Raw genomic sequence first — 23789 nt, forward strand, 5'->3', positions numbered from 1 at the left:
ATTAACTATACATTATGCAGTTGATTAATGATAAAATCGCGTTCTTAAAGTGACTAATTTTAAGAACCCAATTCTTCTGTTCGAATAATTTGTAAACTTTCTTCGGGTTTATCTTTGAATATCGATAAATATAGAACCATAAATAGTATAAGGCTAGTACCTAAAAATTGATAAATTCCGAATGAGATGTGAAGCCACAAAACTGAAGTGATAATGGCTGTTAATGGTTCTAAACTACCTAATAAAGTAGTTTCTTGCGGTTTTAAGTATTTAAGACTTTCAATGTAAAACCAAAAAGCAATCATCGTTCCAAACAAAATTACAAACCCTAGAAATAGATACGTGTCAATGGACCAATTACTAGAGTCAACCGACCAAGGAGGCTGTATTATGCTCATACCAATTCCACCAATAATCATTGCCCAGCCAATAACGTTTAGTGAGCCCCACTTTTTCAGCAATACACCTGCATATAAAGTATAAAATGCAAGAGCAATTGCTGAAATTATTCCCCATATTACAGAAGATGCAGGCACTGAAAGACCAGCCAATGATCCATTCGTTAACAATAAAAATGTACCGGATAAAGCTAATACCACAGCAAATATATCTCTAGCTTTCAATTTGCTTACTTTAGTCAAAACTAAATATATAATAATAAAAACAGGAGCTAAATACTGTAATAATGTTGCAACGGCTGCATTCCCCAACTGAATGGAAGCCATATACGTGTATTGAACGGCTAGCATCCCTAATAAGCTGTATATCACGATCTGTATCCTTGCTTTTTTATCTGACCATATCTTTAAAACTTGTTTTCGATCTCTTATAAATGATAAAACAAGTAGTAGAATGCCTGCAATTAATAAACGAGTGGATACAAGCCATTCAACTGTTATACCATCTTCTTGAAATAAGCGCTGTGCTACCGTACCTCCTATTCCCCAAAAACTTGCACCGAGTATAACAAATATAAACCCGGGCCATCGCGGTTGGTTACCCATATATATCCCTCACAATCTATTTAATTTGTGAAAATAGAGTTCTAAAATGAACTAATATTCAAAACAACATAAATTATAATAATATGTCGATTGATAAAGCTATTATTAACCCGTCTTGCATCGACATATAAAAAAGAACGTAAGTCATGTTCAATTATATACTGATAGAGAGTACCTAGCTACCAATTCTGTAACAAAATATGGGATATTTCACAAGGTCATCCAATATAAATTATTATCAATATACCTAAATACTGCAATTATGCAATAATACACGAGGTATTAGATGTAATATATTATATGGAAATAATATTTTCAGTAAGGAAGGATATCTATTTTTAACTTACATTATTGTTGCTAACTGAACACTAGATTTAAGAAGTTTGGAACTAAGGACAATTTGAACCAGCCGTTGAAAATTCGAAAAAAGACATTAATTCAATTCGCCTCATTCCTTCAGCTAAATTGTTTTTTCTGTAAATTTCAAAAATTTTTTTAAAAAAAAAGAAGATGAACTGCAGCAGATTTTATCTAAAACAGCTCTACTTCTTTTCTTAAACCATTCGTACTCATTTAAAACTAATACCCAAAAAAGGCATCTTTTTTGATATTCTGTTTTGAAATCTTTTGATTTTGTAAATAAGTAGACATAGAATCTACCATTGACTTCGGTCCTGCAATAAAGTATTTCCCATTATTTTGATATAAGGTTGTAAACTTATCGATCTCCTGATGTAATTCATCCCTTGAATCAAGATAAGTAATATTTATTGAAGTATTATTAGCCATTTCATCAAGTTCATCTTTAAATAGATATGACTTTTTGCTATCCATATAGAGTAGATTTATTGGATTCTCTCCACCATCCTCTTCTGCCTCTATTTGTTTTAGTATCGACCGAAATGGTGTAATTCCAATTCCGCCTGCAATCAGGAGAGAAGGACTGTTATTTTTAAAATTAAAAGATCCTACAGGCCCACTCATACTCACTTTCATTCCCTGTTTTAATTCTAACATCGCTTTCTTAAAATCACTGGGGTCATCACTAATTCCTATTGTTAGCCTCACAATATTTTCTGTGGGAGCAGATGCCACAGTGAATGGTCGTGTCGGCTTTTTTATCGATTTATGAGTAATTTTAAACAAACCATATTGCCCTGCTACCCAGGTTAAATCTTTCTCTTTTTCAAAAAGAAAGGTATAGACATCATCTGATTCTTTATAGCTTTCTAAAAATAATAATTCTCTCTTTTTGAATATTTGTAACATATCTTGAAAAAAACCCATTTCCTTCTCTCCTTTTTTAAATTAGCTACCTATACTTTTTATGAAAAAGTTTACACTTGTTATTTGCGAATTCTTCGAATGAACATGATATTCTCTCTTGTAAAATGCAATTAGGATTGTTTCAAGTTTCAAATCATAAAGTCATGAATTGCAATTACAGGATCAGACGAGTTTTGTAAAACTTACACAATAATATTATCAGTAACGAACTTAGCTGTCATTTGTAACGATTCAAGGGCAAGTTGTTCTTTTCCGTTTGGAAAGAGGTAAAACAAATGACCTTTTGAGTTCTCCAAACTCTTTCGGAATTTGATTTAAACTCGTTGCGTGAAAATCTTGCATTTATTAAATATATGAGAGTACGAAATAATAGTCAATGCATTATTAATATGAGCTTTTTATTTGCTTTCCGAATACTTTTCAACATTCCTGCCAGTACCAAGGATTATTTTGAGAACAAAAATGCTCATTTAGTTACCAGCTTTAATGTTTAGTTAGACCCAAAAGTTCACACCACATTTTTATGTTGCTATAGTACAATGTTTGAGCAATTTGATTCAAATAAACCTTGATAAAAGAACAAAGGAAAGAGAGTGTTTCGAAACTTAGATTGATCAAAACACTCTCTTAATATATTTAAATGGATCATAGTTTTATAAAAAAGTTTGGTCATTTTAGGATATGTTTTGTTGTAAATTAGCACCCGTTTTTTGAAGTAAAAATAGATAAACTCAAAAATGTTTATTTTAGTTATTACTCGTATAAATTCTTGACGTACTCCCCCATGGATGATATCCGTCACCTATATAAGTGAATCCATATTTTTCATAGTATCCAATATGGTCAGTGCAAAGAAAAACTTGATTGAATCCTGCTTTTTCTGCATCATCTTTAGCACGTATAAGTAGCTCTTTACCTAAAGATTTACCACGATAGCTTTTTTCAATGTAAATAGCACATATCCAAGGCCATAAATCCATACGACTAATAAAATCATTACTAATAAGACCTGCACAGCCAATAATCCGACCTAAATCCTCCATTATATACCAAATAGGAAGGGGACTGTCCGTTGTTATGCTATGTGTAATAGAATCCTCATAAACTTTCATACTATTTTCGTTAGCCCATTTGCTTTGAAAATATTTAATTGCTTTTTCTTTATACTCTGGATGTTCCTTAACGCTAATAATTCGCATAATGACTTTCCCTTCATTGTGACGTTTTTTCGTATGTTAACTAACTGATTTTGAAGATAAAAATAAAATCTAGTCACCTTAGTAATAACAGTAGTATTGTTATGTAAGTGCATGTGCAGCATTTCCAACAAATGCAAATGTTCTTTCACAAGATTGTCAGGAACGCATTCGGCAATCGATATTCCTGTAAGATTACGGGTTTGAATGCTATGAAGAGTCGCGGCTACCATAGTTGAGGCCTTCTAACATAAGCTTATTCAACTATCATAGACTACTTGTACTTTGTTTTGCTTGGTGATTTTACCTTGTTTCTAACTAAGGCATTCAACTTTTTTAACATGTATACTCTATTCACAATCTTCATTTTCCGCCAGTAATGCCTCAATTGAACTTTCAGCTGGCATTTGTTATTCCGGTGTTTTTTTATATTTCATAGATGGACGTCACTTATTCTTTAGTTTTAGGCATCTAATCCTTATATTTCAAGTAAGTGTTGCTAATACCAAAGAGTAGAGTCGGAAACCAAATTAATATTGCAACCGTTACAAAGATAGATGTCCCATTTACATTCATCTAGTTTAGTATGTCTAGTTTATATTGGACTGAATAATTTGTATTGTACTTTAAAAAAGCCTTTTTTCCATGGTGATTATCCCTTTTCACCCTAATATCCTCTGCGATGACCTCGTAACCTTCATTACCCTCTAAATAACGTTTTACTGTTCTTATTTGTCATTGCTAATAAATTTAGCCTATAGAAAAGCACCTCCGAATATTAGACCATGTCTAATATTCAGGGTGCAGTTTAGAATTGAGACTCTTGCTTATTAATTTTAATCACAATCAGATTACCATTATTAGATGATGCGAGTTGTTATGATACCTTCAATTTGATTGATTTTTTCTTTTAAGTCAGGTATGATATCGCCATTTACTTTATTATCAATATCAATCATCGTATATGCGTATTCCCCACGGCTTCTGTTTACCATGTCAGCAATGTTTAAATTATGACCTGATATTGCTTGTGTGATCTGACCAACCATGTTAGGAACGTTTCTGTGGAAAGCTGCCACACGTTGTTTTCCTGTATAAGGAAGGATTGTATTTGGAAAATTCACAGAGTTTTTGATGTTTCCTGTTTCTAAGAAATCCTTAACTTGACGAGCGGCCATAATCGCACAGTTTTCTTCTGATTCCTGTGTAGAAGCACCAAGATGTGGAATTGGAACTGTATTTTTCATTTGTAACACATTTTCATTTGGGAAGTCTGTAATATACATGCCAACTTTTCCGCTTTCAAGTGCTGCTTCCATATCTGTTTCATTTACAAGCTCACCACGTGAGAAATTCAGAATATGAACACCTGGCTTCATAATACTAAATATTTCTTGGTTAAACATTCCTGCAGTCTCATCAGTTAACGGAACGTGTACAGTAACATAATCAGAGTTAGCGAACAATTGTTCAATCGTCATAGCACGTTGTACATTTCGAGACAAATTCCAAGCTGTATCAACAGAGATGAATGGGTCAAAACCAATAACATCCATGTCTAAATCAAGCGCATCATTCGCTACTAGTGCACCGATTGCCCCTAAACCAATAACTCCTAGCGTTTTTCCTTTGATTTCTTTACCGACAAATTGTTTCTTTCCTGTTTCTACAAGCTTAGGAATTTTGTCTCCTTCACCTTCTAAAGTCTTTGTCCAAGCTACACCAGCAAAAAGGTTACGGGATGAAGCCATTAATGTTGTTAGGACCATTTCTTTTACAGCATTAGCATTAGCTCCTGGAGTATTAAATACGACAATTCCTTGTTCCGAACATTTGTCTACGGGGATATTATTAACACCGGCTCCGGCACGTGCAATTGCTTTTAAATTATTGCCGAATTCGATTGTATGCATGTTAAAGCTACGAACTACAATAGCATCGGGATTTTCGCTATCATTGTCAATCGTATATGTATCGTTATTGAATACATTTAGTCCGCTTTCTGTAATATTATTTAGAGTTTTGATTGTTTTTACTTTGTCTAAAATTAATGTGCTCATTTTTTTTGCCCCTCTTTTTAATATTCAAATTTTATGAAAATCTGTATTTTCTAAAAAATGGAATAAGAAAGTAGTATTGACTTTTATATTCTCTCCTAATATACAGAAAGAGGCAAGGGAAGTTTCCCTTACCTCTGCCCAGGCGAACGGCTACGACATTATGTGCTCCCTCACGGTGATCCGTGTTTCGCCAGTCACACATAGTCTTTTCATTTCTTACATTTTAACAAAATCTCTTTAAAGCTACAACCCTAATATTTAAAATTTTCATGTCTTTTTATCCGGATCACATCAGTTATTTTTATTGTGAAATGATTTCTGTGTAGATGCATTTTTTTAGACATTCTTTGAATTGTTATTTCAGAATTAGAAGTCTATGATTTTAATAGATTCTCCAAAGTTAAAAAAAACGTTATTCTTTCAGTTTAAGTCTCTAAAAGAATGACGTTTTTGATTGGACAGCTGTTTTCTATAGAAAATAACACTTAGAATGTCACATATTAGCTTAATTGACTATTCTTTAAATGGATAAGAAGCGCCAAGAATTCAGTGGAAATCACTTGTTTCAAGGCAATCAAGATTTTTACGCTGAAAGCTTGGAAATAATTTTTCCTTCTTTGTCTGTAATTGTTAACATGATTAAGATTAGTGCAGGGATCGCAAATGCCATATTTACCATGATACCTGCAGAAGCTGCAAATTCTAGATTCCCTGTAGATACAAGTACACCATATACCGCTGTTGAAATGGCTATTCCAAATGAAAAGCCTAGAGAGCTGGACATTTTATAAATACCTGAAGCAACGCCAACTTTATCTTCTGGAATATTGGCTACTGCAGTATCAGTTGATGGTGTCGCATATAAGCCAAGGCCAACACCGGAAAGCATGAAGCCGATAAAAAAGGTGATAATATACGCTAAGTCAGGTAAGAAAGTTAATGCTGTCATACTAAGCCCAACAGTTGATATTATTGAAGCGGCTATCATTGGTTTCCTTGCGCCAACTTTTTGCATTATTTTCTCGCCGACACGAATCATCACTAGTACAGCCACTAAGTTACCGAGCGTTAATAATCCGCTTTGAAATGGTGTAAAACCTCTTGCTACTTGTACATACGTATTCGCAACGACAACCGTTCCAGCAACACCATTTAGTAAAAAGTTAGAAGTGACAGCACCGGTATAAGCTTTCGTTTTAAATAAAGAAAATTCAATAAATTGATTGCGCTTTTTACTTTCTAGAGTAAAGAAGATCACACTACCAAAAAGAATGACACCTATTAATGCGATAGTAATCGGGCTTGTCCAACCAAAATCGTGTCCTCGTGTAACGACTAGGTTGATTGCCAGCATAATAATGACAAAGATGAAGAGCCCACTAAAATTAAATTTCGATTTGGTTGATTTTTCAGCAGCCTTACTTTCTGGTGCATCTTTTAATAAGTACATCGCTACCAAAGAAAGAGCAATTGAAAAGATGAAAATCCATTTCCAACCCATATATGTAGCAATTGCACCACCTATAAAAGCACAACTTCCGCCACCTCCCCATGAGCCAAATGACCAATAACTAAGCGCCCGCTGTCTATTTTCCCCCTCGAAGTACGCTTTAACTAAGGCAATGGTTGAGGGCATAATACATGCGGCAGAAAAACCTTGGATTATACGCCCCGCAATTAAAAGTGTAGCATTTTGCGCTAATATAATGCATAAGCAGCCTATTATGCTTAAAATAAGCCCTATAAAAGTCATTTTCTTACGGCCAACTTGATCTGAAATCCCACCAGCTGCAACGATAAACATTCCTGAAAATAAGGAAGTTAAACTAATTGCAATATTTAGCGTACCTAATGAGATACCTAAATCCCCTTGGACGACTGGAATGATATTTACCATAGACTGAGCAAATAGCCAAAATGTAAGTACAGCAAATACGATACCAGTAATCATTTTATTTGAACTGTAGGCACTTGTTTCCATCATGTTCCTCCTATAAATCTAGTCTAGGTCCTTGATCTTTTATTTATTCGCAGATTCCCAACAGTGAAGCGCTTACAAAATTTCGGAAGATTATTTCTTTGTTTCGCTTGTCCATACTAGAGATTAAGAATAGGCATTACTCAATCATATAATACATTTATGAATAGAATAGATGAAATAGAGAAAAGAATTTATATCTTTCTCTATTTCATCTCACTTACTTTTATCCCGCATTAACGGGCAGTAGGCCACCATCTCAAGGCTTGAAAGAATCTCGAAGAAGCGTATGTGGGGGTTAACTGCCCGTAAAAGCCCTATTGGTGAGATACAGTGAACTTGCCGCAGAGGTTTAGTTGAACCAATCGGGTTCGTAGTATCGCTTTATCTACGCGGTAGCGGGGATATTAGCGATACTAGAACGGGACTAACAATCAGTGAAAAACCCACTGATTGCAGTTTCACTTTATCGATTTACTGCGCTAGTTGATGCTAACTGAAATTTATTTTCTTTTTCCTTTAATATGAAACTGATAAAATCGAGGATAATTCTTGCTCCTGCTTGACTTGTAATTCCAGTAGGATCGTATGGTGGAGATACTTCTACTAAATCAAAGCCAATTACATTTCCTCTTTTCGCGATTCCTTCTAACAGTTCATTTACCTCATCATAATATAGACCACCAGGTGAAGGTGTACCCGTTCCAGGTGCTAAAGAAGGATCTAGTCCATCGATATCGATGGTTACATAATAATTTTCTCCTTCAGGGATTAGTTCTAATAGTGATTCGATACCCATTTTTCGCATTTGACGTGGGGATAGGATTTGGCTGCCATATTCTCTAGCCGCATCTACATCTTCCTTTTTACTACTACTAATACCACGGATTCCAAATTGGAACATTTGTTCAACATGATCCATTTCAGCTAAACGGCGTAGTGAGCTTCCATGACCAAATCTTTGTCCTGAGCGATGGTCTGCCCAATCCAAGTGAGCATCTATTTGGATGACGTGGAAAGGACCGATAGAATCTAGTGCTCTACCAACTGGTATGGTAATGGAATGATCCCCGCCCAATACGACAGGCATTGCTCCTTTTGCAATGATTTTTCGAAGCGATTCTTCAACATTGTCGAAGCTTTGTTCCAGATCACCATGTACCATATCTACATCTCCACAATCAACTACTTTGCAGTCTGGACCTAGATACATAATATCTTTTTCAATATCATAAGCGCCATCTAAACCGAAACTATATAAAGTAGAACCTTCTCTGAGTCCACGAGGTCCCATCCTTGTTCCAGATTTCCATTGTGTCCCCATATCATATGGCACTCCAATAACAGCCACATCTGCATCTAGCTCATCAAGGTTTGTACAAATAGGATATTTGCCAAAAGAGCAAATTCCTGTAAACGGAAGGTTTAGAATTTGTTTTTCATTTTGATTAGTCATTGTGCATCCCCCACTATAGTAAAAGTTTCAAGAAAACGAGCTTTGTAAGCGCTGTTTTACTTGTTGACTTAATATAATGCAAGTTCCGTGCCAACTGAAGAATAAAGGTTTTTCATAAAAACTTAGTCAAAATTGACTAAGTGTTTCGAACATATTGATTGATTTTCCGATTTGCTGTGGATTGGCTAATCCCTAATTTCTTAGCTAGCTTAATACTGCTTGGATATTTTTCAAACATCCTAACAATATAGTCTCTTTCCATCAACTCGATATATTGATCTAAAGTCAGATCATCTTTATTTGAAGGTGTGATGCCCACTTGGTCAACGTCAATAAAGTTATCATTTGAAGTAATTAATATGCGCTCTATAAAATTTCTAAGCTCTCTTATATTCCCGAGCCAATCTTGTCTATTGATCCAGGCAATTAGATTACTAGACAAATCTTTGTTCATTTTATGTTTATCATTAAACTCATCTAATAGATCAGTTACTAATTGATTGATTTCTTCTCTTCTTTCACGCAAAGGTGGAATGTCAATTTTAATCACATTAATTCTATAGTAGAGATCTTCGCGGAATTTTTTTTCAGCAATTAATTTTTGTAAATCTTGGTTAGTAGCGCAGATTATTCTACAATTTACATGATTTATTGATTGGCCACCTACACGTTGAATCGTTCGATTTTGGAGAACAGATAATAAATTAACTTGGAGATTAAGTGGTAGCTCAGCTATTTCGTCAAGAAAAATAGTACCGTTTCCAGCAGCTTCAAAATATCCTTTCTTCCCACCTTTTCTTGCGCCAGTAAACGCTCCTTCCTCATAGCCAAACAGCTCTGATTCAATTAATGATTCTGGGATTGCTCCACAATTTACTTCAATAAAAGGTTCATTTTTTCGATTCGATTGCTGATGAATTTTTTGAGCGAAATAGTTTTTCCCAACACCTGATTCTCCTACTAATAATACAGTGACATCTAAGCTAGAGACTTTTTCAACAATATGAAATACTTGCCCCATTTTTCCGTTATTAATCGGCGATGCGTACATTTGATTATTTTTCATTTTTTCAATTTCTTTTTCATATAAAAGCATTGTTTTAGCCACTTGATCATTTGATTTTTTGAGATAATCAAGTTCAGTAATATCTCTCGAAAAGCTAAGAGCCCCCAAAATCTTTTGTTCTTCATCAAAAATGGGATAACCAGACACAACTAGTTTTCTACCCAGTGCAGTTTCTTGAATAATTGTTTCGGTTTTTTTTGTCTGTAGTACTTTTCCAGTAACGGAAGGTGATAATATGCCATTCTTCTCTAATGTATATACATTTTGATGGAGCATTTTCTCGGTTTCTATTCCAAACATATTTTTAAATTTTTCACTTATAAATATTATGTCACCAGCTGCATCAGTTACAAAGATTTCGTCAAATGAATACTTAATAATATGATCTAAAAGTAGGTGAATTTGTTGTATAAGCATGAATTTCCCCCTTAGTCAGTAATGACTACATAATATTCCAAATTGACTATATATTTAAATAATATCAACTTATAACTAAAAAAGCTAGATTCAGTTGTTTATTCTTTACCATATCCTAATAAATAAAAAAGGCTGTTTTCGCAAAGACTGTTGCTTCCTCGACCAATTCCATATAATGGTTGATAGAATGAGGTTCAGGAGGCGTTCAATTATGTGTGAAGGTGTGTATTAAGGTTCAGAGTTAACGAAATCATAGCGATTGGCTTTGTTTGAAGCAATGAAACAAGACTTGTTTTCAGAAGTACCCAACAAAATCACAAAATTACTCAAAACTATTCGTGAAGCCCGATTTTCTTCGGGTATGGCTTGTGTTCATTGCGTAAGTACTTCTGTTAAGCCCAATGGCAGCACACGACAACGCTATTTTTGTAATGATTGCAACAAAACATTTAATGATATGACAAATATACCATTTTCAGGATCTCGCAACCCTGAAAAATGGGTAAGAATATTGAGCTAATGTTAGAAGGATTCACTCTACCTAAAATTGCAGAACGACTAAAAATCATCTCTACTGTCTTTTACTGGAGGCGTAAAATTTTGAACGCATTAAGCATTAGTAGGTCTTGTGTTTAATCAACTGCAAGGTATCGTTGAAAGTGATGAAACCTTCTTTCGTGAGTCTTTAAAAGGTCTTCGTAATATTTCTCATAGAATACCCAAGAAACGTGGTGAAAAAAATACGTAAGAGGGGCATTTCAATCCAAAAAATTATTGTCGTATTTGCACAAGACCGCGATGGTAAGATGATTGCCCGAAAAGCAGGACAGGTCGTGTTAAAGAGGAAGAAATTCACAAAGAAGATGGGTGAATTTCTTCACCCATCTTCTTTGTCATTTACATATACTGCTACAAATTACAAGAAGTTCGCTACACTGATAGGCTTACTACACGAAACCGTAAATGAACGCCAAAAACTAAGAGTTAAGAAAGGGATATATCATATCCAACACTTCAACAACTTCCACAATCGTTTAAAAGGTTGGATGGATCGATTTCCAAGGTGTAGGAACTCATTATTTAGACAACTATTTACATTGGTTTCTTCGGCTTGGAATAAGGAAAAATTCAGCATTTGATATATGTGTTGAGCAAATGCTAAATACAGCCTGTCAAAAATCCAAATATTCAAAGGTTGAGATATTGCGATGTGCATTAAAGAGACATCAAATTAGGCGTCAATAAATTACTTTTCTACTGTGATATATTCATCATCTTTTAGTCTCGTAATTTCACATCTTCCCACCGTTGATGTAAATGACATCTTTATGTGTAAGACTTTCTGGATTATCGAACTCTAAATCAATAAAATCAATGTTTTAAACCCCGTTTCTCTAAAGTCTCCTTTTGCGTCCGATCCAGTGGTGATAATAGCAACGTCCAGTTCGTTAGTAGCGCCGTTAATGAGCTTTAAAAATTGTTCTTTAATCGCATCAGTGTAAAACCGTTCGAGGTTAGTAACAATTTCAATTTAATCACCCCTATGTAACATTAGAATAAAGTTTGATTAAAAAGTTCCCTTCATTCCTTATTTAACGGCAAACGTAAATATCTCCAATTTGAATAAAAATTGGTCAAATTGGCGTTACTTACTTTAGCTAAGTTTTAGATTTTTATAAAAAAGTTTGATCACAAGAATCGTTTATCCCCCTAAGTTTAGTGCTTTATATCTAAAAGTAATTTTATCTCTATTATTTGTTCTATGTGTCGCTGTTCATGCAAATATATCTGTTCAATCCATTGATCAAGAGGTAATTCACCTAAAGAAGGATGCTTCACTGATTTTTCCTCCAATATGGATTTATCTTCTATAGTACTAAGAAAAGCCATCAATTTTTTTCTCGAATCGTTTAACAAATCAATTATTTGCGGAACTTCAAATGATTCTACATCTGGTTCAACTATTTTTGGAGCTTTAATCTTTTTCGTTCTATCCAATAATATAAAGTGTATATTTTTACGTTCTTTTTGAGTACGATCACTTTCTTTTAAACCCCATGCAATAGCCTTTATAGAAGCCTCTTCCACTAAAACCAAGTGATGGCAAACTTGTGCTATACTCCACATATTCATATCAGGTTTACTATTAAGTTGATCATCACTTAATAAAACAATTTCCTTTACTAGGTTATTTCTCGTTTCATAAAGATTATCATTTACAAATTTATTCATGAGATTTCCCCCTTTACCAGAAAATGCGTACTTTGATTCCTATTCTGTTTTCTTTCATATTATAAGTTTAGTTGAATATAAAAATTGCCCTAGATAAATATATTTAAAGAGAAACATCTTGACTTTATTATATATTTACACCCTATTCTCTACTCGATTTCGTGTTAGATATATCCTTATTTTAACAGAAAATATAAGAAGTCAGGAATTGCACTTTAAAAAACAACAATCTTTTAGAAAACAGCCATAAAAAAAGCAAAACGAGGATGTCCCATAAGAAAAGAGGAACTCTCATATACAACATAATATCTAGATTAATAAAAAGCGAATAATACTAGATATTATGTTGTATAGTCTGACCCCTTTGCTTTTGCGACACACTCGTTTTAGAATTTCATATTATTTTTCCTATTATTATCTATTTGTACAATTATTCAAACTTCTTATAATTTCTTTACATATGTTCTAGCTATAAACAGGCAAAATAGTGCTAAGATAGTAATTCCAACGATTGAAATATATGGTGCTAAGCTAAATCCCCAAAACTCGCTCATTTCAGGCATATCATTCACTCCTTTTTTAGTTAAATAATCCCTGTATCACGCATCCTGTCTTCACCGAAACTAGTAAGTGAATATTTAAATAATAACTTACCTTCACTAAAGTGCTCACCTTTGTCTATCTTTTCATCAATGGTTTCTATAAGCGCCCCTGAAAATAAATCAGTTAATGTTACTCGAACATTACCTAAGGCATATGCTCCTGCCAACCCATACTCTTTAAGAATTTGCTTTGCAATTTCATAATCCCATATTCCTTTATCGGGTCTTTCCTTGGTGTGCTCGCGGATGATTTGTAGAATCCTACCTTTTATATGAATTTTAGGCATTTACATTGCCTCCTCTTTTTCTTTATTGTCTGAAGGCACAGAACGGATAACATCTAGGACGTCCCTCTTTTCAGTAAACATAACAAATCCGCCGATAATTACAACCAAAGCTCCCAAAACGAAATTCCATTCTGGCGGAGTAAGTGTGAAGATACTTATAAAAATGATGGCGAAGATTCCATATAAGTCCCCGATTGCTTGACCTCTTCCAACACCAATCAATGGGAAAGACTTGTACCATGACACGTAGCAAAAACCAAATGTAATTCCAGCTAAAAGTAGCCAAGTTACCGGTAACAATGTCATTGTTTGCGCAATCATTGGTACAATAGGTACATCTCCAAATAGGATAAACAGCGGAAAGATTACAGCTACCCACCAGAAAACTTCACCCGTGAACCTAAGAGTTAACCCAATATCAGGATCTGTAACATCCAGTGCCCGTCCAGCAATGGCACCTTCAATTCCCCAGCCAACGGCAGCCATTAATCCACCCAAGTATCCTAACCAAGCGCCAGAGCTGTCCTTGAGCTCACCTAAAATACCGGGTGCAAATACGACGATCCCACCGATAATAATCATTGCGATCCCGATAGCAGCCCTACGAGTTATCTTTTCACCGTACCATTTGTACGCTAATATTGATCCTACTATGGGATACATTAATGCTGCCACTGCGGCAAAAACACCGCCTATAAAGCCGATTGCTAAAAAACTTCCAAAAATAGCCATTGGTCCGCCGAAAATTGCGGCTACAAAATACCATTTCGTCACTTTTTTAAACTGAACAATCGTCCGTCCGTAATCTTTCCATTTACCTAAAACGCCTGTCCACACAAACATAAACAATAATACAGCGATTGCATTTAAACCGGCTATTACGGCTGCCGCTGTCACATATTCAGAATTTGTATGAAAAGGCATGGAAACGAAAGGAAACTCATACCAAATCGCTGATCCAGGTACATACCATGCTCCCCACAATATGGCTGCCCATAAAGCCCACATAAAGCCCAAACGTACTGTCTTCTCTTTGTGTTTAGTTCTAGCAATATCCACTAAACTCATAATTGCCCCTCCTAATGTAATGATTACAGCTTCATTTTCATATCCTAATGTTCGCTGAAATTCATTACCGTTATCATCTAAGAAACTATACGTATATTCAACAACTTCCATAGGCTAAGTTCAGTCGAGAAGAATTGCACATTTAACACTTTAATAATCAAGAAAATCATTGTTTCGGCTATTCCTAAATAGTTAATGTTTCTAAAAAGAAAAACTCTCTTTTCCCTAGTTGAATTCTTAGAAAAAAGAGGTTATTCTACACGTTGTTCATTCTTTTTTTCATTAATGCTTCGTTTAATGAACGATCACCTCAATTTGCCATTCAATTAAATTGAATAGCGCTCTTTGAAGCTTTTAGTGCTTTCTGCATAAGCACGACTTCTTCACTTAAAGCGGTCACCCGTTCTAATACTTCTTTATCAACTAGTTCATTTTGAGGGCTAAAATGATCATTATGAGCATAAACAAATCCTGGTGCAACAAATGCACGGAAATATCCTGCAATTGGTTTCAGTTGATTTTCAATGACTAAATAGTGTTGATATGTTCCCCCAGTAGCAATAAACCCCATAACTTTATTGCGTAAATCTTTTGGATGAATTAAGTCGAATAAGTTTTTTAGAGCCCCAGTAATAGAACCTTGGAAAATTGGAGTACCAATAATATAAAAATCTGCTGTGGAAACAATATCGATCACTTTCTTCGTATCCCCCGTATAAGTTGACGGATTACGGCCATCACAGAACTGAATATTATAATCCTTCAAATCAAGTAATTCTACTTCAATTTCCGGGTTGTTTCTCTTCACTTCGTCTAATACTTGTTGAACGACAACCCGTGGTTTCGATCCAGTAATTGTTCCTGATATCCCTAGTAACTTCATGCTAAATATCCTCCTTATACTAATAAAATCTTGTTGGCATATGCCGAGTTTGAGGAAACAAGGATTTACTTGTACCATCTTTCGACTTTTATAACTAAATGTTCTAGATATTTTTTGGTTATTCAAAAGGTGAAATGACGCAATATTCAGAAAATTTCATTCGAAAGTATTTGACTCATAATAACATCATAGAAGAGGGGTTGCTTCCTTTCTCCTATTATTGAAGGGAGTCCATATAGGATTTATTAAGTGTGCCCCTATAACAAATAAATGAAGTGCCACTCCAAATAAGATAAACTTACGGAATCCCAGTGCCCTTTTCACCGTGAAGATGTTAATTATTTTAGGATGAAATGTGCCATACCCTTTCAATAGAGGTATATACCAGAACCAAACCACTTTGTTTTGGCTCTGGTATATAAATAGAAATTTAATATCTTCTATAATTTACTCAAACCATGGAACATCGATTAATGTATTGCCAATCCACTCACGTAAAATTTCATTTGTAGGTCCCATAATTGCACCAGCGCGACCATCACGTAAATATTTTTCTACTTGACCTGTCAAATATCCTCTTCCGCCGGAAACTTGTAGCGCTTGGTTTGTTACTTGAATAACGATATCAGCAGCATGAGTTTTTAATTCCCAAATTGGGTATAGCAATTCTCCAAGCGGCGTTCCATTTGCAGCAGCTCTGTCTAGATTTTCAGCTGTTCGATAAAGCATACTTCTTGCACTGTCCACCATAATTTGAGCTTTCGCTAATTCATGACGAATGACTTGATAACTAGCAACTGATTTACCTGTATCAGCATGAACCTTTTTCTTCGCACCATTAATTGCTGCGTTTAGAGCGCCTTGTGCAATACCAGTCCAACAAGCGGCTGTGCCTAATAAAAATAGTGGATCGATTGTATTATCATTGTGATAATTCATCCCGCCTTCACTACCTATACGGTTTTCTGCAGGGACATATACATCTCTAAATTTCATTGGTCCACTTGAATTCCCACGAAGACCCATTGCGGAGAACGGAAATTGGGTGATCCCCTCTTGTCCATTTTCTACAAGTAAATACATTAACTTATCGGATTCTGTACTTTCTGGATACGTCGTTGCCACGATATACCAATCAGCTTCTCCAGCACTTGTAACAAACGATTTATCAGCATTCAATGAGTAGCCATTTCCAAGACGGGGAGCTGTACTCACAACATTCCAAAAGTGACTACCAGTTGCTGGTTCACTAAATGCTAACCCGCCGATTTTTCCACGAAGAACATCAGGAATAAAACGCTGACGCTGTTCTTCGTTACCAGCTGAAAATAGTGTTTGAAGTGCAGTTGTATGCATTACCCAGCACATCGTTGAAGATGCACAATATTGAGCAAAACTTTCAGCTAATACGGCAAATCCAGTAAGTCCAGCTCCAAGTCCGCCATATTCTTTCGGAAGGGTAACAGCGCCAAATCCTGCTTCAGCAATTTTACCTAAACTCTCACGCGGATAGATGCCTTGCTGATCAGAAATAGAGGCTCTTTCTAGCAATTCACTTTTTCCAAGTGCGTGTGCCTTCGCTTGTAATTCTTCATAACCTGGAGGGCAAGTCCACCAGCTTGGAACTTGCATAATACCTTCATTTAATACTGTGTTAGAAACTGACATGATTCTTCACTCCTCAGCAATTTTTATTTAAATTAATAGGATATCTATATGATTTAATATTGATATCCTATTAATATAGGTATAGTTTCAATTAAATGACTTTGTCTTTCGTAATCTCATCTTCCATTTCAAGCATTTTAAAATAGCTTCGGGTAGTAGGACCCGGTTCAGTATTTTGAGTAAGCATGTTCAAAGCATTGGATACTTCGATGCGGCGATATGTTTCAGTTACACGCCCATTCGTTTTAAGAGAGTTCCTTCGTTCTAGTAATAGCGCCTTTTCTTCAATCGTAAGGTCTTCTGAAATTTTGATAGTGTCAAGTACATTTTTTTCTGCAGCTTCACAACTGGTGATCTGGACATCGCTATTTTCAACACGGCCTGTCGGAGAATAAGCCAATGCGCTAACAATTCGATGTTTCGCACTATTTAATGTTTCTTTTAAAAAAATAGGTTGGATAGGCGTAATGTCTTCCACGAGCAACCGTGTAATGCCGCGGTCATTAATCGCTTCTAAAATTTGTTCAGGGTCATCCTCAACGACAATCTCTTTATGCGGCGGCCAAATATCCATCCAATAATGGGTCATATGCTGCTTCCCTACATGGAAGATAAAGAACTCGGGATAAATAAACTGTTGCCCAGGCTCAACACCAAGATTAGGTCGAAAAAAATCATAAAATCTTGTAAGTGCCGACATTAGTAAACTACTTGCACCAGTACCTCCACCTGTTTCTCTTACGACCACTCCAATACGGTCGAATTCATTGAAATTTGGGAAAATATCTTCTAACAGAACGTTCTTTCCTTCTAATTCAAAGTCAAAGTCCTGATAGCTCATGGCATTGACTGTATGCATTGCTAGATCCCCCTTTTTTCTATTGCGGAAAATTAGAATAAATTAAACTCAGCCGGGGTCATTCTTGTTATTTATTTATTTATACGTACAAGCAAGATTTACAAAAATGATGGTTCAGGTATACGATGGGCTGTATAGAAAGCTTCTCCATCGCTTTCTGCGTCAAAAATGACTGGAACATTAGGCGTGAAGATGATGACATCTCCTGCTTTTGCTACATGTTTTTGTCCTTGCTGATCACGTAAGACAAACTGACCTTTAATGACGAATTTTACTTCTAAAAATTCATACACAAATTCAAATTCTTCCCCTGGTTGCATATCGAAGTATCCCATTGAAATGGCATTTTCCTTTGATGTAACTGGAACATCAATGATTTGGCTTTTTAGTGCTGGGATTCCTAGCAATCCATTTAATTCTTTCTTTTGGTATGTGCCTGCTTTAATAATTTGGAAACCAGGTGCTTTACTTAAATAATCATAGTTTTTTGCTTCTGTTATTGATTGACTCATATATATCCACTCCTACCAGTTTATTTTTCTTTTATTATTATTTAATCTAATTTCATAGCTTTCTATTTTTAAAGATTACATAAATGAAGATTCAGGCTGACGATGGGCTGTATAGAAAGCGTCACCGTCGCTTTCACCGTCAAATATAACGGTTGTAGTCGGACTGAATACGAATACATCACCTTCATTAGCGATATACTTTTTCCCTTGATCGTCACGAACGATGATTTGTCCTCTATAGACGATTTTGATTTCTAAAAATGTATAAGTGAATTCGAAATCCTCAGAATTTTGCATTGAGAAATATCCCATTTGTAACGCATGTTTATCTGTACAAACTGGAACATCAATAATTTGACTGTCAAGATTAGGAATACCAAGAATTGTATTTAATTCCTTCTTTTTATATGTTCCTGCTTTAATAAGTTTTACACCTGGCTTATCGTTTAAATACGTCAATTCATCTAACCATGTAGTTTCTGTACTCATTTTTGTTGTACCTCCATTATTTTTAATTTTTGTTTTATAATAGCCCGGAAGTAAAAACCGGTTTATTCATTACGTTATGCTTAGGTTGCTTTTCCAAAATCGTGAACAATCCAGGTGACAGACGTTTCTTCCAACTGATATGAATCTCTTCTTGGTTCACTAATATTCGCTTGTTATGAGCAGGAAAAATGATTTTAGTAGCATCTTGTGTGATTAATACAACTTGGTCGTCTGATTCATTCCCTTTAGAAACAGTTACTTCATATACTCCTGGGGGAGGAAGTAAATAATAAGGGCTCGGTACTACTTCAACAGTTTTTGTATTTGAATAAACCTGACCCTTTATTTGATAATGCTCGCCTAAATAACGGTGAACGATGTCCATTTTTCCAGTAGAAATTAATTTTCTAATTAGAGTAGAACTTATCTTTTCGCCATTAATATCGACTTTGTTTACTTTAACTCCTTCAATACTGTTATTAGAATCGGTTTTTATGCGATCCATATTCCCCTCGCCAAATTGTCCATACGTAAAGTCAAATCCAGCAACTGCATATTTTACTCCAAATTCTAAGAGATATTTCTGGACAAATTGCTTTGGAGTTAAGGAAGCAAAATCTTGATCGAATTGCACGATGTAAAACTTTTGAACACCTAATTTTTTTAAAATTCGTTGTTTAGTATTCATCGGCATTAAATATTGAATTTTTTTCTTATCTCGTTTAAGTACTTCTTTGGGGTGGGGGAAAAAGCTCATACATGCAAGTTGCAGCTTCTTTTCATCAGCAATTCTTATAGCTTCGTTGATGACTTGTCGATGACCTAGATGAACTCCATCAAAAAATCCTAAAGCAATCACACTTGGTTCGCTTTCTGAAAGAAACAAATGTCGGTTGCTTTTATTTACATAAATGACATCCACATATCCGCCTCCTAACCGTTAAATTATAGAATTGATGGGTAATTCAGACGAATTGCTAACAATAAATAGCTCCATCGCTTTTACCATCAAGTATAACTTTGTACTCGGTTTTTAATTGAATCGTTCAACTGCTTAGGCATCATGTTGTCTTATGTACAATGAATAGTTCATCGTTGTATACAAGATTTGTTCTTATGCTTCTACGGTGCGATCATGTTGTCTAAATCTGACAACGCTTTCATCACTTTCAATACAAGTGATCGTACTACAAGAAATACATACTATCATTTGATTTATTCTAGCTGTGTCATACTTCTTGGTTCGTATGTTTTTCTATATATGTATCATATTATTTATTTATAAAGTTATCCTAAAGTCAATCTAAACTAACGATAAATTTTCAATAAATTCCAAAAATAAATAAAATTCCACTTATTTTTCACTTATTTAACAGGTTTCTGTCGATGGATGAAATAAAAAAAGAAGGAGCCCAAAAAGTCAAACTTCACATACTATCAAACCGTTTATTATGATAGCTACTGCCAATAAACGATAATAATATATGTTAAGTGAGCTTTTCGGGACACCTTCTAGCTTTGAAACATATTACATATTCATATGTATTATATATGTCAGTATGAAGTTACCATTGAGCTTCAAAATTTCCTCCAATACGAGATATCGCCAAGTATGAAATAAAACAACGGCATCTTTTGTGTTTAGATGTCTAATGTTTCAACGGACGGCAACATAATCGTAATCGTTGTACCTACACTTACTTTACTTTCTACTAAAATATGTCCATCATGTGCAGCAATAATTTTTTGAACAATAGACAGTCCTAATCCATTCCCTTGAATTTTTTCGGTTCTGGTCCTTTTTTCTCTAAAGAATGGAAGAAATATTTTTTCTTTATTTTTTTGCGAGATACCTATACCATAATCTTGGAACTTTATGATCAGGTTTTTATTTTGTTGATAGGCGAAAATATCTATTTTTATTTTCTCACCATTATTTGATTTTGAATACTTAATGGCATTTTCTAAAATGTTAATAAAAACGCGATTCATTTTCTTAGGATCAACAAAAATGAACATTGAGTCTTTTTTATAGTTTTTAGTAATTTCTATTTCGGAGCCTTCTGATCGGATGGCAATTATGTTTAATGATTGTTCGATTAAGAAATCAAATGGAATAACTTCTTTTACGTAATCTCCATCATCATCCGTATTCATTTCAAATAAGTCATTAATTAATTGGATTATATGGTTACTGCGTAATAATATGGAATTCATTATTTCCTTTTTCTGGGTTTCAGGAAGTGACTGATGATTAACTAAGATTTCTGTGTATTCTCTTACGGACGTTAATGGCGTTTTTAAATCGTGAGAAATCTGTGACATAAATTCTTTTCTCCGTTTCTCCGATTCTTGAAGTTGTTGGTTTGTGTTAACTAACCGTTCATTGGCACTTTCCAACTCTTTCGTCCGCTCTAGCACTTTATCTTCAAGTTGATGGGCTTTTAAGTTTAATTCCCCAATTAACTCTTGGATTTTTTGATTCATAAAATTAAATGCTACCGCCAAGTTGCCAATTTCATCTTCTTGCTCAATTTGAAGTTCTTTGACAAAATTTCCGGCAGCGCTTTCTCTTAATGCATCAGTTAACTGATCAATTGGTTGAGTAATCGTTCGTGAAAAACGATAAGTCATATACAGCAGAACAATAATTCCAAAAAGTAAAAATACTAATAGATGTGATAAAAAAAGAAGCATATGCTTGTTTGTTTGCGCCTTTGTACTTTTTACAATCGGTCCAACAATATCGGACTCTGAAATGATAAAGTTGAGACGCCATCCGTTATTTAATGATGAAGATAAAAGATAAGCTTCTGAATTGGAATAGGTTATTGGCAATATACCTTCTTTATTTTTTATAGCGCTATTCATTATAGATGAGTTCTCTTGAATTTTTTCGGCTTTTGTTTGTCCCGAGATAAAATTTCCTTTATCATCGATTAAAAAGGCAAAGGCGTTTGGTTCACTGAATTTAACGTCCATTAATTTGTTTGTAATGTTTTCAATAGGGACATCTAGTCCTACCATCCCTTTGAATTCGCCCGTTGTCAAATAAACAGGTGCTCCAGCAGAAATAAGCCAATCCTCTTTCGTTACATCACCCATCGGTTTTGCCGACCATATATATGGTTTCGTCCATTCCACTTTCCGTTGTGGATTTAAAGCAACTGTATAAAATTCATAATCTTGAAAACGTAGATTAGGTGCAAATTTTTTCGAAGAAATGGCTTCCTCTACGTCTAGAAATGGGTAATACAGCCAAGCAGAACTTGGTAACGATAAATAAACGGCATTGATCATCGTTTCATTTTTCATCGTTTGAACGAACAATGGTTCAAGTTGCTTTGCTATTTTTAAATCATTTATAGTTTTATTAGCCACATTACTAGATATTGAACTAATAAAAATATTTGTTTTTTCATGTTTAATGTCAAACGTTTCCCACAAGTAACCTTCTTTTCCTTTTTTTACATGTAATTCATTTGAAAGAGTTAAGTTAGGCCGACTATATATGGTTTCAGCTTGTTTTTGAATTAATCTTAATGTGTTTTCTAGATTGTGCAAATCTGTATTCAAATTTTGAGTTTCTTTTTGTAAATACAACAGTTTTTGCGATAAAACTTCTTTTTTTGTATTGGCAATTTGATCTTTCATTATTTGATTGGATAGATTGCTCCCTTGATACATACTGTATGTAGCAATCATGACAAAGGGAATAAAAGAGATCATTGTTGTAAATGCTAATATTTTAAAATAGTAAGATTTTTTAATCTTAAATAGACGTTTGAACAAACTTGTAGCCGACTCCCCTCATTGTAATGATGTAGGATGGGTTTACTGGATAATCCTCAATCTTTTTTCTCAAGTTTGAAATATGAACGATTATCGTACTTTTCTCACTAAATGAGTCATATCCCCATATTTGATTTAAAAGCTGTTCTGCTGAAAATACTTGATTTGGATGTTTAGCAAAAAAAGTAAGTAATTCAAATTCCTTTGCTGTTAATTCAATCACTTGGCCGTTTCGCTTAACTTCTCGAGCTGTTAGATCGATGACGATATCATCAAAAGTGATTTGTTTTTTTAATGTGCTTTGATTGTGATTAATAGAATTTCGTCTTAAGTGGGCTTTGATGCGGGCGATTAGAACTCTTGAGTTGAAGGGTTTTTCAATATAATCATCACCCCCACATGCAAAAGCTAGAATTTTTTCCTTATCTTCATTATTACAGGTTACATACAGGATGGGTACGGCTGTCATTTCTCTCAGTTGCTGACATAGATCAATTCCATTCATATCGGGTAATTGTATATCCAAAAGAATAAGATCCGGTGTTTTTTCCCGTACCTTTTTTATTGCGTCCATGCCAGTTGAAGCAATCGTATAGGCAAACCCTTCAAGAGATAAATTCATCGATAAAATCTTCTGAATATCAGCATCGTCTTCAACAATTAATATTTCATCCAAGTATGATGACCTCCAGCTATATAATTTTTTGTATTATCTGAATTTTCACTCTACACACTTTTAATAAAGATTACCAAAAAATAAAAGCGCTTTCAATCATTTTTAAAGAAAACTATGTTTTATAAGTTAATTCAATGTACCTTTCCTTTTAATGTAGTACACAAAATAGAATCTATCATTTTCCTTTATTTATATATTTTAACATAACACACTATTAATTTATCACGAAAAAAACGTTTTATAGGCAATATTAAATA

At 34.5% G+C, this 23789-nt stretch carries 18 protein-coding genes, 1 pseudogene and 1 riboswitch; of the genes and pseudogenes, 1 reads left to right on the forward strand and 18 read right to left on the reverse strand.

Annotated elements, in window-relative coordinates:
• Positions 1-59: 59 nt before the first annotated feature.
• The 7 genes from V179_RS0109515 to V179_RS0109545 all read right to left on the reverse strand — a co-directional run bounded on the left by V179_RS0109515 (position 60) and on the right by V179_RS0109545 (position 10464).
• Complete coding sequence (locus tag V179_RS0109515; RefSeq protein WP_028391231.1) at positions 60-1004, reverse strand: DMT family transporter; 945 nt, start codon at positions 1002-1004, stop codon at positions 60-62.
• A gap of 579 nt (positions 1005-1583) precedes the next feature.
• Positions 1584-2291, reverse strand: coding sequence for an FAD-dependent oxidoreductase (locus V179_RS0109520; RefSeq protein ID WP_028391232.1), 708 nt, complete (start codon positions 2289-2291; stop codon positions 1584-1586).
• Between the two features lie 746 nt (positions 2292-3037).
• Positions 3038-3490 carry a GNAT family N-acetyltransferase gene (locus V179_RS0109525; RefSeq protein WP_028391233.1) on the reverse strand — a complete coding sequence of 151 codons (453 nt, stop codon included), beginning with the start codon at positions 3488-3490 and terminating at the stop codon, positions 3038-3040.
• 857 nt (positions 3491-4347) lie between these two features.
• Positions 4348-5547, reverse strand: coding sequence for a phosphoglycerate dehydrogenase (locus V179_RS0109530; RefSeq protein ID WP_028391234.1), 1200 nt, complete (start codon positions 5545-5547; stop codon positions 4348-4350).
• A 129-nt stretch (positions 5548-5676) separates the two neighbouring features.
• Positions 5677-5755: riboswitch (ZMP/ZTP riboswitch) on the reverse strand.
• Between the two features lie 375 nt (positions 5756-6130).
• Positions 6131-7531 carry an MFS transporter gene (locus V179_RS27680; protein ID WP_407637231.1) on the reverse strand — a complete coding sequence of 467 codons (1401 nt, stop codon included), beginning with the start codon at positions 7529-7531 and terminating at the stop codon, positions 6131-6133.
• Between the two features lie 460 nt (positions 7532-7991).
• On the reverse strand, positions 7992-8981 hold the full coding sequence (gene speB / locus V179_RS0109540) for an agmatinase (protein WP_028391235.1): 990 nt from the start codon (positions 8979-8981) through the stop codon (positions 7992-7994).
• A gap of 136 nt (positions 8982-9117) precedes the next feature.
• Positions 9118-10464, reverse strand: coding sequence for a sigma-54 interaction domain-containing protein (locus V179_RS0109545; RefSeq protein WP_028391236.1), 1347 nt, complete (start codon positions 10462-10464; stop codon positions 9118-9120).
• A gap of 259 nt (positions 10465-10723) precedes the next feature.
• On the opposite strand from V179_RS0109545, the pseudogene V179_RS31170 reads away from it, so the two are divergent.
• Positions 10724-11709: pseudogene (locus V179_RS31170) on the forward strand (IS1595 family transposase).
• A 471-nt stretch (positions 11710-12180) separates the two neighbouring features.
• On the opposite strand, the gene V179_RS0109555 reads toward V179_RS31170, so the two are convergent.
• The 11 genes from V179_RS0109555 to V179_RS0109610 all read right to left on the reverse strand — a co-directional run bounded on the left by V179_RS0109555 (position 12181) and on the right by V179_RS0109610 (position 23532).
• Positions 12181-12696 (reverse strand): DinB family protein, encoded by a 516-nt coding sequence (locus V179_RS0109555; RefSeq protein ID WP_028391237.1) that lies wholly within the window; start codon positions 12694-12696, stop codon positions 12181-12183.
• A 583-nt stretch (positions 12697-13279) separates the two neighbouring features.
• Entirely contained in the window at positions 13280-13585 is a 306-nt protein-coding gene (locus tag V179_RS27690; protein ID WP_034300973.1) for a hypothetical protein, read from the reverse strand.
• Positions 13586-14764, reverse strand: coding sequence for a DMT family transporter (locus tag V179_RS0109570; RefSeq protein WP_235179009.1), 1179 nt, complete (start codon positions 14762-14764; stop codon positions 13586-13588). It lies immediately after the preceding gene.
• A 211-nt stretch (positions 14765-14975) separates the two neighbouring features.
• Positions 14976-15536 carry an NADPH-dependent FMN reductase gene (locus V179_RS0109575; RefSeq protein WP_028391239.1) on the reverse strand — a complete coding sequence of 187 codons (561 nt, stop codon included), beginning with the start codon at positions 15534-15536 and terminating at the stop codon, positions 14976-14978.
• A 447-nt stretch (positions 15537-15983) separates the two neighbouring features.
• Positions 15984-17204, reverse strand: coding sequence for an acyl-CoA dehydrogenase family protein (locus V179_RS0109580; RefSeq protein ID WP_028391240.1), 1221 nt, complete (start codon positions 17202-17204; stop codon positions 15984-15986).
• Positions 17205-17295: 91 nt separating this feature from the next.
• Positions 17296-18063 carry a hypothetical protein gene (locus V179_RS0109585; protein ID WP_028391241.1) on the reverse strand — a complete coding sequence of 256 codons (768 nt, stop codon included), beginning with the start codon at positions 18061-18063 and terminating at the stop codon, positions 17296-17298.
• A gap of 98 nt (positions 18064-18161) precedes the next feature.
• Entirely contained in the window at positions 18162-18575 is a 414-nt protein-coding gene (locus V179_RS0109590; RefSeq protein WP_028391242.1) for a cupin domain-containing protein, read from the reverse strand.
• 75 nt (positions 18576-18650) lie between these two features.
• Entirely contained in the window at positions 18651-19064 is a 414-nt protein-coding gene (locus V179_RS0109595) for a cupin domain-containing protein (RefSeq protein ID WP_028391243.1), read from the reverse strand.
• Positions 19065-19098: 34 nt separating this feature from the next.
• Positions 19099-19986 carry an FAD synthetase family protein gene (locus tag V179_RS27695; protein ID WP_051404908.1) on the reverse strand — a complete coding sequence of 296 codons (888 nt, stop codon included), beginning with the start codon at positions 19984-19986 and terminating at the stop codon, positions 19099-19101.
• A gap of 719 nt (positions 19987-20705) precedes the next feature.
• A complete protein-coding gene (locus V179_RS0109605) occupies positions 20706-22856 on the reverse strand; it encodes a HAMP domain-containing histidine kinase (protein ID WP_028391244.1) in 2151 nt (716 codons plus the stop codon).
• Positions 22837-23532, reverse strand: coding sequence for a response regulator transcription factor (locus V179_RS0109610; protein WP_028391245.1), 696 nt, complete (start codon positions 23530-23532; stop codon positions 22837-22839). The genes V179_RS0109605 and V179_RS0109610 overlap by 20 nt, the downstream gene beginning before the upstream one ends.
• Positions 23533-23789: the final 257 nt, after the last annotated feature.

Origin of the sequence: Bacillus cihuensis, assembly GCF_000504145.1 — a bacterium.
Lineage (GTDB): Bacteria > Bacillota > Bacilli > Bacillales > DSM-1321 > Peribacillus > Peribacillus huizhouensis.